Origin of the sequence: Cytobacillus oceanisediminis (assembly GCF_007830235.1) — a bacterium.
In the GTDB taxonomy this organism is placed as follows: domain Bacteria; phylum Bacillota; class Bacilli; order Bacillales; family Cytobacillaceae; genus Cytobacillus; species Cytobacillus oceanisediminis.
This window is the reverse complement of sequence record NZ_VLKI01000008.1, coordinates 180,826-194,958: the sequence shown is the minus strand read 5'-3', so window position 1 is coordinate 194,958 and position 14,133 is coordinate 180,826. Positions and strand designations below refer to the sequence as shown.

General features: G+C 39.4%; 13 protein-coding genes. 6 read left to right on the top strand and 7 right to left on the bottom strand.

Annotated features, from left to right (window positions below):
- Nucleotides 1-370: 370 nt before the first annotated feature.
- A complete protein-coding gene (locus tag IQ19_RS15180) occupies nucleotides 371-1,930 on the bottom strand; it encodes a sodium/solute symporter (protein ID WP_144543261.1) in 1,560 nt (519 codons plus the stop codon).
- 5 nt (nucleotides 1,931-1,935) lie between these two features.
- Entirely contained in the window at nucleotides 1,936-2,304 is a 369-nt protein-coding gene (locus tag IQ19_RS15175; RefSeq protein ID WP_144543221.1) for a hypothetical protein, read from the bottom strand.
- A gap of 225 nt (nucleotides 2,305-2,529) precedes the next feature.
- Here IQ19_RS15175 and IQ19_RS15170 point away from each other — a divergent pair, with 225 nt between their 5' ends.
- Nucleotides 2,530-3,774 carry a helix-turn-helix transcriptional regulator gene (locus IQ19_RS15170; protein ID WP_144543220.1) on the top strand — a complete coding sequence of 415 codons (1,245 nt, stop codon included), beginning with the start codon at nucleotides 2,530-2,532 and terminating at the stop codon, nucleotides 3,772-3,774.
- Between the two features lie 100 nt (nucleotides 3,775-3,874).
- On the opposite strand, the gene IQ19_RS15165 is transcribed toward IQ19_RS15170, so the two are convergent.
- Together IQ19_RS15165 and IQ19_RS15160 are read right to left on the bottom strand one after the other, a co-directional pair.
- Entirely contained in the window at nucleotides 3,875-4,162 is a 288-nt protein-coding gene (locus tag IQ19_RS15165) for a YxcD family protein (protein WP_144543219.1), read from the bottom strand.
- A complete protein-coding gene (locus IQ19_RS15160; RefSeq protein ID WP_144543218.1) occupies nucleotides 4,150-4,590 on the bottom strand; it encodes a hypothetical protein in 441 nt (146 codons plus the stop codon). Before IQ19_RS15160 ends, IQ19_RS15165 begins: the two co-directional genes overlap by 13 nt.
- Before the next feature lie 483 nt (nucleotides 4,591-5,073).
- Between IQ19_RS15160 and IQ19_RS15155 the strand changes: the two genes are divergently transcribed.
- Nucleotides 5,074-6,051, top strand: a complete 978-nt coding sequence (locus tag IQ19_RS15155; RefSeq protein ID WP_144543217.1) for a proline dehydrogenase family protein — start codon at nucleotides 5,074-5,076, stop codon at nucleotides 6,049-6,051.
- A gap of 120 nt (nucleotides 6,052-6,171) precedes the next feature.
- Here IQ19_RS15155 and IQ19_RS15150 read toward each other — a convergent pair whose 3' ends face one another.
- The 3 genes from IQ19_RS15150 to IQ19_RS15140 all read right to left on the bottom strand — a co-directional run bounded on the left by IQ19_RS15150 (nucleotide 6,172) and on the right by IQ19_RS15140 (nucleotide 9,503).
- Nucleotides 6,172-6,963 carry an endonuclease/exonuclease/phosphatase family protein gene (locus IQ19_RS15150; protein ID WP_144543216.1) on the bottom strand — a complete coding sequence of 264 codons (792 nt, stop codon included), beginning with the start codon at nucleotides 6,961-6,963 and terminating at the stop codon, nucleotides 6,172-6,174.
- Between the two features lies 1 nt (nucleotide 6,964).
- On the bottom strand, nucleotides 6,965-8,605 hold the full coding sequence (locus tag IQ19_RS15145) for a PTS transporter subunit IIBC (protein ID WP_144543215.1): 1,641 nt from the start codon (nucleotides 8,603-8,605) through the stop codon (nucleotides 6,965-6,967).
- A 415-nt stretch (nucleotides 8,606-9,020) separates the two neighbouring features.
- Nucleotides 9,021-9,503 carry a hypothetical protein gene (locus IQ19_RS15140; protein ID WP_242021014.1) on the bottom strand — a complete coding sequence of 161 codons (483 nt, stop codon included), beginning with the start codon at nucleotides 9,501-9,503 and terminating at the stop codon, nucleotides 9,021-9,023.
- A gap of 316 nt (nucleotides 9,504-9,819) precedes the next feature.
- Here IQ19_RS15140 and IQ19_RS15135 point away from each other — a divergent pair, with 316 nt between their 5' ends.
- From IQ19_RS15135 to IQ19_RS15120, 4 genes are read left to right on the top strand one after another with little or no spacing between them, the layout of a single operon-like run.
- A complete protein-coding gene (locus IQ19_RS15135) occupies nucleotides 9,820-10,674 on the top strand; it encodes a MurR/RpiR family transcriptional regulator (RefSeq protein ID WP_144543214.1) in 855 nt (284 codons plus the stop codon).
- Between the two features lie 47 nt (nucleotides 10,675-10,721).
- Complete coding sequence (locus IQ19_RS15130; RefSeq protein ID WP_144543213.1) at nucleotides 10,722-12,110, top strand: YjiH family protein; 1,389 nt, start codon at nucleotides 10,722-10,724, stop codon at nucleotides 12,108-12,110.
- 24 nt (nucleotides 12,111-12,134) lie between these two features.
- Nucleotides 12,135-13,271 carry an amidohydrolase gene (locus IQ19_RS15125; RefSeq protein ID WP_199749479.1) on the top strand — a complete coding sequence of 379 codons (1,137 nt, stop codon included), beginning with the start codon at nucleotides 12,135-12,137 and terminating at the stop codon, nucleotides 13,269-13,271.
- A gap of 33 nt (nucleotides 13,272-13,304) precedes the next feature.
- Entirely contained in the window at nucleotides 13,305-14,123 is an 819-nt protein-coding gene (locus IQ19_RS15120; protein WP_144543212.1) for a GNAT family N-acetyltransferase, read from the top strand.
- The last annotated feature ends 10 nt before the right edge of the window (nucleotides 14,124-14,133 follow it).

The following is a 14,133-nucleotide window of genomic DNA, read 5'->3' as shown; positions in this document are numbered from 1 at the left end:
TAAACGGGGTGTTTTTTTAAAACCTAAAGGGTGACGCTTAAATTAATAAGGCAATTATAATTGGGGACATATTGGGGACAAAACCGGGCATATTGTCCCCAACTAAAACAATTTGAATAGATTTTTGATAAATGCATTCCATTTATATCAATGCGTTTGCATTAAAACTGTTATAATCAGACTTATATAATGACCTTGACAGGGTAGAGGTCGCTGGTTCGAACCCAGTCGGAATCATACAATAACCCCTTGATAATCTATTATCAAGGGGTTTCTTATATTTGATTAAAAGGGAGCACAAGAGATTCTCGTTCAAAAAGGGTGACCAAAAGCTATGCTTTTGCGGCACCCTTTTTAAAATACTAAATTTCTAGGCTGCTTCGGATTCTTTAGAGTGAACTTTTTTCATAAACTCGTTAACATCTGCAGGTACTCTGCGATCAAGTTTTGAGACGATATAAACAGATAGGAATCCAATTGGGACTGTAATTAATCCTGGTACATTAAACTGCAGGAATTCAGGAAGGGCAGATTTAAAGAATATCATGTACATGGAGGCAATTAAGCCGATAACGAGACCTGCAATTGCTCCTTTTTCTGTCATCCCTCTCCACCAAATGCCCAATATAAATATTGGAGTAAATGTACTGGCTGCAACTGTGAATGCAAGTGCAACCAGATGGCCAATGGAAGCTTCTTTTACCATCAGTCCGAGAACGCCGTATAAAATACCCAGGATTACAATTGAAACTTTACCAGCAATTACGCGCTCTTTCTCTGTAATGTTCTTCCGGAAGAATGTTGCATATAAATCATGGGCTAAGGCACCTGAACTCGCGATAAATAAACCAGAAAGATTTGAGAAGACGGCCGCAAATGCTCCGGCGATGACAAGGCCAAGCAGCCATTCCCCGCCAAGTGCCTGAGCGGTAGAAGGTACTACCATATTATTTCCGCCAGCGATCAGATCCTTCATTACTCCTGGGTCAGCATTGCCGCTAAGGAAAATAGAGCGGCCAACAACTCCAAGATATACGGCAAAGAAAAAGAATACGCTTGCAATGCCAATTGCCATAAGAGCGGATTTGCGGGCTGCTCTGGCACTTGGATTTGTATAAAAGCGAAGCAGGATGTGAGGAAGCCCAATCGTTCCGAGTGAAAGGCCAATAGTCATTGATATTGTCTGCCAGAAAGATGGGAAGTAATTGCCGGTACCTGTCCAGCCGGCCCCATCAAAAGGAATATCTTTACCATCAGCAGTAAAATCTGAAGTACCTGTAATAACACCTTTAAATTCATTAATAGAAGCAAGTATCTCCTGATAATGAAGTCCGCCATATATGGCAGCGCCTACCATAAGAAGAAAAGCTCCAAGGCGGATCCATAACTCCAAAGCCTGGTTAAGAGTGGTACCCTTCATACCGCCAACACCCACATAAAAAATCATGACCGAACAAGTAAATATAATTCCAAATTCATAGCTTGTCCCAAAAAACATACTTAAAATTTGTGCAGCACCAAGCAGCTGGGGTGCTGCATAGAAGCCTGAAATTGCAAGAACCACAGCCACTGCTGCGAGACGGGCACGTTTACTGTGAAAACGATAGGCTAAAAAGTCTGCGACTGTATAGGCCCCAAAACGGCGAAGCGGACCAGCAACGAAAATGGCAAGGAGAGTCAGGCCAATTGAAAAGCAAAAGGCATAGTAGGCACCATCATAGCCCAGCTGATATGTCAGGCCGGCAATTCCAAGAAAGGTTGCAGCACTTAAATAGTCTCCGCCAATTGCTGAGCCGTTTGTAAACCAGCTGAAGCTTCGTCCCCCAACAAAATAATCAGAAGCAGTTGTGTTTCTTTTTGATAAATATGTGATATATACAATCGTTCCCATTAGGAGTATGGTTAATAGAAATTTAGGTTCAAATAGCATGGCTGTCACATGATTCTCCTCTCTCTAGAAGAAGCTTCTGGATTGCTTGAATTACTTTGATTGTTCTTTAAACGCTTTTCGTAAAGAGATGTATGGACGTATGCAATGATAAAAGCCATCGCCATTGCGACAATACTAGTTAAAAACCAGCTATATGTCATGCCGCCCCACATGCGCGAGAACATGAAGCCACCTGCAAACCAATTTAATATCGGAATTGAAAGGATAAAAATATAATAAAAGACCGTAAGTTTAAGCCCTGTACTAAATTCACTCCTCATGATTTGCCTTGTTTCTGGATCAAGCGGCTCAAGTTCACTAACGTCTATTGTATCTGCCGCTACATAATTGTACTCAGTATATTCCCCAGCCATTTGATACTCCTCCTTATTTTATAAGCTTTTGCCGTCTCTTTATCCCTCCTTAGTTCGGCAAAGATTCTATAATAAAACTGATTTTACTTTATTAAGAGGGCGTATACCTTACAATAAAATATCAGAAATATACAAATATTTAATATAGTCTAATTTTTATACTATAATTTGTATAAGCAAATAACTTTGAAGTCCCCATCAAAGATAGGGAAGAGGGAAGAGAGAATGTATTCTATTAGTCTGGCAGTAGAAGACCAGCATGAGTATGAAAAGCTTGCAGACTGGATTTTAGAGGAGTTTATGGAGAGCTGCGTACTGATTGAAAAGGAGATTAAAAACCTTGATGTAAATATCGCAGTTATCGAAGTTCGAAAATGGCACGACTGGGTAAAAATTCACCGATTTCGTAAACGGAATACACAATGCAGGATAATACCACTGCTTGATCCGTCTTTATTATATACTTCGCCGCTTGCTATTGAGTTCAAGCTAAGACATCTTTTAGTGAAATCTGTTAAGAAACATATTTTTATACGTACGCTGAAACGAGCCATTGTGGATCTCTCAAATGCCGGCACAAAATTCATTGAATACGATGAATCATATAACCAGATTCATAATGTACATAAAAAAGAACACAATCATTTACCGTTCCAAGAGGCATTTTTACGCCGTCTGTTGTCTGGTGATGTAAAGAATGAAGAGGAGTTAATTCAATCCCGCTACTTTCTTCCAGGAGAGGCAATACCAAACGTGGTCTGTTTCATTCAGGGATTTGTCCGCTGCCCTGCCAGAAGGGAAAAGGACGAATGGCATGCATCGGGGTTAATTCAAAAGTATTTTAGAAAGCGTTTTCATAAACGGCGAATCTCATTCCTCCCATACCGTAAGCATCTCCTCATGCTTATCCAGGTTCCTTTCGAGTATGTTTCCTTAAAGCATTGGAATGAAGCAGAGAACAAGATTTTGGATGCTGTGGAAGCCTTGGAGAAAGAGTATGGAATCCACCTTTATATAGGTGCAGGAACCATCTACCGTGAACCGCTGTTCCTCCATCAATCATATCGGGAGGCATGTAAAGCCAGGCGTACTTCACCTTATGAAAGGCTTTCGCTGCGTTATTTTGAAGAGATTACAAAGGATGAACAGATCCAGAAATGTACTGACTATATTGCCCAGTATTGTACAGAAGATCTTTCAATTAAGCGGGTAGCCGATCAAATTAATCTTAGTGTACCGTATTTCAGTCGTATATTTAAACAAGAAACAGGAAGAAACTTTGTTGAATATGTGACCTTTGTCCGTATGCAGCGTGCAGTTTGGCTTTTACGCCATACCAACCATACAGTTGAGTGGATCGCTGAAGAACTTGGGTTCAATACACCAAATTATTTTAGCGGTACTTTTAAGAAATATGTTGGGCTATCTCCTAGGGAGTACAGAGCCACAGAAGAAATTATCTTTGTTTAAAGAGGAGAATGAAAGGGCATAACGGCGGATATGTAAATCATGATGGAAAGCCTGAACCCTTTTAATTGTTGGGTTTAGGCTTCCTTAAAATTATTATTTCTCAGTTGACTTCCGCTATAATCCCCATTTCATCATCAAGCAACAGCTTGATTCCTGCTAAAGGGTCTTTGTTTGTATATTCATCGAGCCATAAGCGAAGAGCTTCAATCAGGTTCGCTGTAATAAGGACTTGCTTCCTCTCGTAGGTATAAGCTTCTGCAGAGAAACCATAATTATCGTCATACATCAATTCAACTTCTACCTCTTCGGGCTGTATTTGTTTTTTGCGGGAGATATAAATGCATACGGCATTTATAATATCCTGTTCGGAAATGATTAATTTCTCCATGATGAAGCTTCCTCTTTTCGCTTTTTATTCTTGTAGTATGCGAAGAGTGTTCGAATAATAGAAAATAGGAAATAAATCGCTAACAAGTTAACCATCAAGCCGAGTATCGATCCCAACATCCCCATTTTTGCGAATAGGCTGCCAAAGAGCAATCCGGCAAGTCCGCCGACCATGAGGCCTTTCATCAATTTGCCGGAAGTAAATCCGCCTTTAGGATTTGCTGATTTACTTGTGGTTTCAGTGTTTTCTTTTTTCTTTTGGAAAAAGGAAGAGTTGGTGTTTATATTATTGTTATCCATTTTAAAGCTCTTCTTGCCTGACTTGTATCCTTTAGCTTCGACTGTTGGTGTATGATCCTGGAAGACTATATTTCCAACTGGTGAGAAAATAAGTGCTGCTGAAAGTAATGCTGCAAGTATCTTTTTCATTATTATCCTCCGTAATAGTTTATTGTTTTGAATGAATCTAATTTACCCTGGCTGTGAATCCTTAAGCTTTTAAAATGTAATTCTCCTCCTTTTACAGAAAACAAAAAGACCTTTACCAAAAGTCTGGTAAAGGTCTTGAAAGATCTATTCTTATCCCTTTACCAAAATGGCAAAGGTCTCGCAAACAACATAAAGTTGCCAGTCAGGCCGGTGATGTTCCCATCACGTAATGACGACATAACTGTTAGCTACTCCCCTTTGGAGTACTATTGGCTCATTCATGAGCACAGCTGAAATTTATCAACTGTATCATTATAATACTATAATTTAATCTTTTTAGTCAAATTAGCTGCAAAAATTCACACGAATGTTTTACCTAATAGGTGATAGGGAAACGTTGAAATAGGAAAATTCACAAAAAAAAATTTATTAAAAAACTATGCTATAATTATAGTGAAATTACAAGAGTTAGGGGATATTTCTATGTTGAAAGATCTATTTATAGGCCTCTCCCAAAACGAATTACTGAATACTGCGGCAAAGAAATATGGACTGAAATTAGGGGCGCAGAATGTCGTTGCGGGAACAAATTTAGAAGAAGCGATCCAAAGCATTAAAGAGCTTAACGCACATGGAATCTCTTGTACTGTTGATAACCTCGGAGAATTTGTCTTTAAAAAAGAAGAGGCGACAGAAGCTAAAAATCAAATACTTGAAGTGATTGAAGCTATTCATGAAAATCAAGTAGATGCACATATTTCTCTAAAGCCTTCACAATTAGGACTTGATATTGATTACGCTTTCTGTCTTGAAAACGTGAGACAGATCGTGGATAGAGCTAGCCGTTATGGCATTTTTGTGAATATGGATATGGAAGACTCCAAACGTCTCCAGCCTTCCTTTGATATACTGGATGAACTGTCGAAGGAGTTTGATAACGTCGGCACGGTTATCCAGGCATACTTTTTTGGTGCAGAGGATGATATCAAAAAATATCAAAACTTCCGTCTGCGGATCGTAAAAGGTGCCTACAAAGAGCCTGTAGAAATTGCTTATCAGGAAAAAAGTGAAATTGACATAAATTTTATTAAACTTATAGAATGGCATTTGTTGAATGGAAAGTTTACATCCATTGCAACACATGACCATAAAGTTATTAATCATGTAAAGGAATTTGTAAGGGCTAACAATATTCCGAAAGAAAAATTTGAATTTCAAATGCTATATGGATTCCGAAAGGATCTGCAGTTAAAGCTTGCGAGCGAAGGCTATAATTTCTGTACGTATGTGCCGTTTGGAAACGACTGGTATGGCTATTTTATGCGCCGCCTTGCAGAAAGGCCGCAAAATCTGAACCTCGTTGCCAAGCAAGTATTCAACAAGAAAACGAATACAATGCTGGGTGTCGCAGCAGGTGCGTTCTTATTGGGAAGATTGACAAAGCAGCGTAAAAATAAATAATTTATTAAACCTCTCTTTGCAGTTGAAAAGGGAGGTTTTTCAGGCGTTTCATCCTGAACCTGTCTACAGGATGAAAGTATAACAAAACCCTGACTTGAATGTCAGGGCTTTATTTTAGTTTTAAATTTCGACTTCTACTTCTACACCATAATGGTCAGAAATGACAGGTTTATTTAAGCCGTTAAAGATAACCTTTGAATACTTTGGCTGGAAGAGTTTGTTCGACAGGATCAAATCGATCCGCAAATCCTGTTTATTTTCATCCCAGCCGGCAATTTTGCCTTTTACAGTAACACCGGAATCTTTTTCATCAGCAAGCTCATAAGTGTCATATAATCCATGGCTTATCATATAATCATAGCCTTCGTCCCTGGAAAAAGCAGAGCTGTTAAAGTCACCCAGCAAAAAGAATGCATCATTGCTTTGAACCTGAGCAAGAAGAGACTCTGCCTGGTGTTTAAAGGGCTCTTCCTCATCATGCCACCAGCCAAGATGGCATGAATAGAAAGAAATGTGCCTGTTTTGATAAAGTATTTTGGCGCCAGCTATTTTTCTCGTCTTCCAATAATTCTGGTCATGGCTCTTGGTTATAAAAAATGAGTATTCTTCTTTTATTTCATGCCTTGTTAAAATAGCAAGGCCTTCTTCATATACATCATAACCAATATGTGAAAAATCCCAAGTGAATTGAAAATCTTTCACGCCTAGTTTTTTTAATTCTTCTATTAACACAAGTCCATAATTACCTCTGCGGATATGGCGGTCCACTAATGGGGAAAGTTTATGCTGGCTGACTTCCTGCAGGGCAATTACATCATATTGATTATCTTTAATGGTTTCGGCAAGGATTTTTATTTTTTCAAGTTGTTGATCCTCCTGCCAGGAGTGGCAGTTAAGCGTCAATAACTTCATTTTAAGCCCCCAATAAATCCTGGATATCTGATTTAAGCACGTCAGCTTTCGGACCATAAATCGCCTGAACACCTTTATCTTTGACGATAAGTCCCAGAGCACCATTCTTTTTCCATTCCTGTTCACTCGCCACAGCAGCTGTATCCTTTACTGTTACACGTAAGCGAGTCATGCAAGCATCAACATCTTCAATATTTTCTTTTCCGCCCAATAGTGCAATGAGTGCAGGAGCAAGTGAATCTTTCTTGACTGCCCTATCTGAACTTGAACCAGCATTTTCTTCTTCAATATAGTTGCCATTTCGTCCTGGAGTAGGGAAGTTAAACTTTTTAATCATAAAATTGGCCACACCAAAGTTTAATCCGAAGAAAACAAGACTTGCGATAACAAAGTTCACAAGATCCAGCCATAAACCTGCTTTTAAAATCATCGGCGTTCTTGTAATTAACTCAATAATGCCAAAAGAGTGGACACGAATATTAATAATATCGACAACCGCAAATGCGAGACCTGTCATAACTGCGTATACCACATATAAAAGCGGTGCAGCAAACATGAACATGAACTCAATCGGTTCTGTAACACCTGTTAAAAATACTGCTAATCCTGCAGAAAGGAACATAGATTTATACTTCTTCTTTTTCTCTGGGTCCACATTGCGGTACATGGCTAGTGCGATACCAAGCAAGGCTGCCGCAGATAAAATCATTTGTCCGACTTTGAAGCGGGCAGGAGTTACATCATTCAGTAATTGCTTGTAGCTTTCTGTATCGCCAGCAGCAAGGAAGTTGTTCAAATCGGCAATCCAAGCCAGCCAGAGCGGATCTTGTCCAGCTACAATTGAACCGGCATTAGAGCCTGTTAGAATTTTATAGGTTCCACCCAATTCTGTATAATTGATTGGTACAGTCAGCATATGGTGAAGTCCAAACGGAAGCAATAGCCGTTCCAATGCACCAAAAACAAATGGCGCAATAATTGGAGCTGTATTTCTGGATGTTGCAATCCATTGGCCGAAATCATTTAGCAATCCTTGAATAAACGGCCAAACGATCGATAAAATCAAGGCAGCTACAACAGAACCGCCAATTACAGTGAATGGGACAAAGCGCTTCCCGTTGAAGAATGAAAGAGAATTTGGAAGTTTGTCATAGTTATAGAATTTATTAAATAGGTTCGCTCCAAGGAAACCGGAGATAATTCCTACGAATACGCCCATATTTAAAGCAGGGGCGCCAAGAACGGATGTGAAATAATCCTGGACAACTAGATCTTGTCCAAATAAAGATTGTACAGTGGCATCAGAATTTGTTAACATATCTGGCTTTACGCCGAAAATAGCACCTGTGATCCTGTTAATCAGGATAAATGCGATAAGAGCTGCAAAGGCTCCGCCAGCCCGTTCCTTGGCCCATGAGCCGCCAATTGCAACAGCAAATAAAATATGTAGATTCGTTATAATGGCCCATCCGATATCTTCCATCACACGTGCAATCGCTTGCACAAAAGCTATATCTGTGCCTGTCATTCCAACTAACTTTCCAAGTGAAATCATGATACCGGCAGCAGGCATGACGGCAACTACTACTAGCAGTGCCTTTCCAAACTTTTGCCAAAAATCAAAAGAAAATAATTTTTTCATTGTTTACCTCTCCCTTATTGTATGGGCTTTCATTAAATTCACTAAAAAAGTATTTTCGAATTAAAACGAAAAATATTTCGATATTAACGTAAAAACTTCTATGAAAATACTGTTTAGTTTTATTATTACATTAAAGTAACACAGAGAATCCATTTTATGCAACCGTTTGCGTAAAAAATAAGATTAATAGATGCTTTGGTTTAATTGGGACCCTGTTGCGAAAGGGGAGATTGACGTATAACTAGATGAAAAGGACGTAATTAATTCGAAAGTAGGGGCGAAAAAATCCCAGCTCGACGGCAAAAGAGCTGGAGTAGGGAGCATAAAAGGAACAGGACGCATAACTCATTGAAAACGACGCAATTAATCCCGGGGAGAACGCTAAGAAGCCAAAATAAATAAGAAGTCTATTCCTTTATACAAAAATATGCAAAAACACAAACGCAAAAAACACGAAGGCCATCATATAATGAAATTTTCTTCGCATTCCCGTTGACTTCCTTCTCCGCAATAAACCGCTAAATAAGAGAACAGCCAAAATGATCCATGTAATCATTCCGCTTGCTGTTTTGGCTTTCCAAAGATCTTCAAATAAGGCAGTTATCATAATCACAGCGTGTACGATTATAAGCAGTGAAGCTGTAACAGCAATAGCAACGTGATATTTCATCATTCTTTTGGATATCTTCGCAAGTGTTATTTTTACTTTCCGTATCTTGCTTTTTCGAATTAGAAGAAATATGAAATACATATTCAGGTTTATCAAAAATAAAATAAAAGCAGCTTGTGCAAGAACTTTTCCGGCCAGGATTTCATTTGAATCATAACCCTGATACCAGCTCCATAAAAGAATCAAAAGAACAGTTAGCATATTAATACTCAGCCATCTGGCAATCATTTAAAACCTCCAGCTTTTTTATTTAATATATCATTTTTTTATTCTTAAGGTTTAAAGGTGCGTTTTTTAATGAATACTTTTTTGCATAAAAATGAATTTATTTCATTAAAAATACAACTTTTTCTTGCAAAAGAAGTATTTCATCCTTTAAAATTTTTGTAGAGAAGGATTTCCTTCTATGTTAAATAGGCCTATGGAAAGTAATTGGCAATAAAAATATAATTTAGAATAGTAGAAAATCTTCTTGTCGAAGAAGTATTTAATGCTTTATACTTTGCATAAGAAGTTTTTCCTGCACTATTCAAGAGGAGATAGCATGAATACAAAAACATTAAGCCAAATGATTAAAGCAAGCTATTCCTCACTCTCTCCTGGACAGAAAAAAGCAGCTGAATTTTTTATGGAGCATGCGGATGAAGCGGTGCTTTTAACAGCATTTCAGGTCGGAAGGAAAGTGGGAATCAGTGAAACAACCGTGATCCGGCTTGCATATGCCCTGGGATTCAGTGGCTATTCCCAAATGCAGGATCTGGTCAGAAAAGACTGGCTTGCCGGCAAACAGCAGGCAGCGGGAGAAGAATATCCTTCATCAGAGAATGCTGACGAAGAAAATTTGTTTAGGAGAGTAATTGATCAAGAGAGGAAAATACTTCGGCAATTGCTTGATCAGGTTAATGATGATGAAATCTGGAAAGCAATTGATGCTGTAATTCAGGCAGACAGGGTTTATGTAGGAGGTTTTGGCAGCTCTTTTGCGGCCGCATACTGGTTTTATTACACGCTTAAGCAATTAAGGGGAAATGTATTTATCTCAGGTCCAAATGGTTTTTTGCCTGAAGATTTGTGTGATTTAACAGAGCGTTCCGCCGCCGTAATTTTTTCTTTTCCGCGTTATCGAAGGGAAACTTTTAAGCTGGCGTCTTATGCTGAGAAACAAGGTTCCCGGATCATTGCTATTACAGACCGCCAGCTTTCGCCAGTGGGGCAAATGGCTTCAGTTACACTTACTACTGATGAACATATGGATTCAGGCCATCACTCCATTGCATCGGTTGTCAGCTTGCTGGAAGTGTTAATTGCGGGGATACAAGAACGGGATCACGAAAAAATTACCAAAAGGCAGCAAAAACTTGAAATTCTGTATGCTGAAAAAGAGTTATTTCTTGAGTAATGATGAACAACGAGTTAACAAGGAAAAATAAAAGGGGGTACATACGAATGAGTAGTCTTTCAAAAAAAATGCCTGAAAGTGAACAAGAACAATTGAAAGCGTTTGCTTCAGGAGATTATTTAAAATTTTTAATCCCGTCTCTGGTGGGAATCCTCTTATTTATGGTGCCGATTAGCGAAGGGGAAGGAATTACAATTCCGGTAGCATTTTTGGCCGGGAAAATAGGCGCTTTATTGGGTGATTCCGTCTATCCGGTTACTGTCATTGTGATCTCTCTATCCGTCATTGGATCTTTTATTGCAAAAGTATTTAAACCTGGCATTATTTTAAATAGTCCATTTCTGAATAAACTATTTAATGTCAGCAAGTTTTGGCTGGCAGCACGATTCCTTGGAATGGTTTTTGCTATTATAACTTTGTTTGAATTAGGATTTGAACCGATTTATTCTGAAAATACCGGCGGATTATTAATCTATGATTTAATACCGATTTTATTTACAACCTTTCTTTTAGCCGGTTTATTATTGCCTTTGCTTTTAAACTTTGGATTGCTTGAATTTTTTGGTGCATTACTTATTAAAGTGATGAGGCCTATTTTTACGCTTCCAGGCCGTTCTTCCCTTGATTGCCTGGCTTCCTGGGTAGGAGACGGTACAATTGGTGTCCTTCTGACAACCAAGCAATACGAAGATGGTTATTATACGAAGCGTGAAGCAGCAGTCGTTGCTACTACTTTCTCAGTAGTATCCATTACTTTTACAATTGTTATCATCCAATATCTGAATCTTGAGCAATATTTCCTTCATTATTATTTTACGATTATCCTTGCGGGACTTGCTGCTGCCATTATCATGCCCCGCATTCCACCGCTATCAAGAAAAGCGAACACTGGATATGAAGGCACAGAACTTAAAGAGGAAACCTCCATTCCTGCGAATGTATCTGCGGTAAATTGGGGTATTAATAATGCAGTTAAAAAAGCGCAGACCAATAAAAGCGCTGCTGCAGTGGTCAAGGAAGGCTTCCAAAATGTCCTTGATATGTGGCTGGGTGTACTACCGATTGTTATGGCAATTGGTACGGTGGCATTGGTAATTGCTGAATATACACCGGCTTTCATGATTCTTGGAAAGCCATTTGAGCCAATCCTTGCGCTGATGCAAATTCCGGAAGCGGGAGAAGCAGCCCAAACAATGGTTGTCGGTTTTGCGGATATGTTCCTGCCAGCGGTTATTGGAAGCGGAATTGAAAGTGAAATGACAAGGTTTGTGATTGCCTGTGTATCTGTCACACAGCTTGTTTATATGTCTGAAATGGGTGGACTGCTGCTTGGTTCAAAGCTTCCAGTCAGCATTAAAGACTTAATTCTTATTTTCTTGCTGCGTACAATCATTACGCTGCCTATCGTAGTAGTTATTGCACATATTATATTTTAATGAAGAAATGGGAGTGTTTTTGCAATGGTGGATCCAATAGATTTTATTTCCAAACAAAGGGGAAAAATCCTGCAGACCTATGAAGAACTTCATCTGCTGGCTGAGCCTAGCTGGAAGGAAGAAAATACCTCCCTTTATCTTCGTGAAAAGCTTTCGCAAGCAGGCTTTAAGATTAAAACATATAGTGGACATTATGGATTTACTGCTGAATTGAAAGGGCAAAAGCAAGAGGTTATTGCCTTACGCGCTGATATGGATGCCCTTCTGCAGGAAGTGGATGGCACTGTTCAAGCAAACCACTCCTGCGGCCATGATGCACATAGCACGATGGTATTAAGTGCTGCGCTTGCTCTAGCTAAAAATAAGCTTTTATTAACGCATACTGTCCGCTTTATTTTTCAGCCTGCCGAAGAAAAAGCTGAGGGCGCGCTGAGAATGATTGAGGATGGAGCTTTGGAAAATGTTATGTTTCTATGTGGCATTCATTTGCGCCCAAGCTATGAAGTTCCATTTAATAAAGCGGCCCCAGTGATCCAGCACGGCTCAACGGCCAGCCTTAAGGGAATAATCAAAGGTATGCCTTCACATGCTGCAAGGCCGGAGGAAGGGAATAACCCCATTGAGGCTGCCGCACTGCTGATTCAGGCTATGTGGCAAATTCGTTTGCAGGAAACAGGAAAATATTCTATTAAAATAACAGAATTGCATGGCGGGGAAGCTTCCAATCTAATTCCTGAAAATACGCGGTTTACCTTTGACTTAAGGGCGGAAGCCAATGACACAATGGAAAACTTGCTGAAAAAAGCCAAGCATATCATAGAAAAAACGGCAGCGCTTACTGAGACGGAAATTACATACAGTGTTGAAGAGTATTCGCCGGCAGCTGTAAAAAATGAACGTGCTATGGCTCTTGCCAGGGAAGCAATCCACACAGTACTTGGGGAAGAAAACCTTGAACCAGCCTGCCTCTCGCCGGGGGCGGAGGATTTTCACTTTTATACATTAAAGAACCCGGACTTGGCTGCAACGATGATCGGACTTGGCTGTGATTTAAAGCCTGGCCTTCATCATCCAAACATGGCTTTCAATAAAGAAGCATTGATATATGGAACTCAAATATTAGCGAAAGTAATCATGGAAGCAGATCAGAAAGAATGGTAGATTTCAGCCGGTATTTGTGAAGGAGGAGAGGATATGAAGCAAGAAGTGTTATCATCACTGTCAATCAGAAGCCTTCATGCGGTGGAAGAATTGGAAGCTGTATATCAGCTGGAAACACGCATTTGGAGCGTGGAAGATGCAGTGCCTGTAAATCATACTGTGGCTACAGTCAAAAATGGAGGCTTTGTATTAGGGGCCTATTTTAAAGAAGCATTAATCGGGTTTCAGTACAGCTTTCCTGGCTTTGATGGAAATAAAGTTTACTTATGTTCTCATAGCCTTGGGATTCATGCCGACTACCGCGCTTTTGGAATCGGAGAAAAGCTGAAAATAGCCCAAAAAGAAACGGCCCTGGAAAAAGGGTATGATCTCATTTCCTGGACGTACGATCCACTGGAAACAGTAAATGCCAATTTAAATCTTCATAAACTTGGCGCGGTGTGTACGCGATATATTGAAAATGCTTATGGAGAAATGTCAGATCATATGAATTCGGGTATTTCAACTGACCGCTTTTTAGTGGAGTGGCGGATTAAAGAGCAAGCAGCAAAACGGAGCAAAAAAACTTTTGAGCTGCCGATCGTGATAGAAACCCGTACAGAAAACGGTTATTCTGTTCCGATAAAAGCAGATTTGAATCATGGCAGCGAAAAGCTTCTCGTGCCCGTACCAGGGAATTTTCAGGACATCAAGAAACAGAATTTTTCACTTGCATTAAAATGGAGAGAAAGTACAAAAGACGTTTTTATCCATTATTTAAACGAAGGCTGGATTGTAACTGATTTAGTCAAAGATCCAAACAGGGAAAATCAATACTTATATCTCTTGGAAAAAGAACATGTATTCCGCTAGGAGAATGATA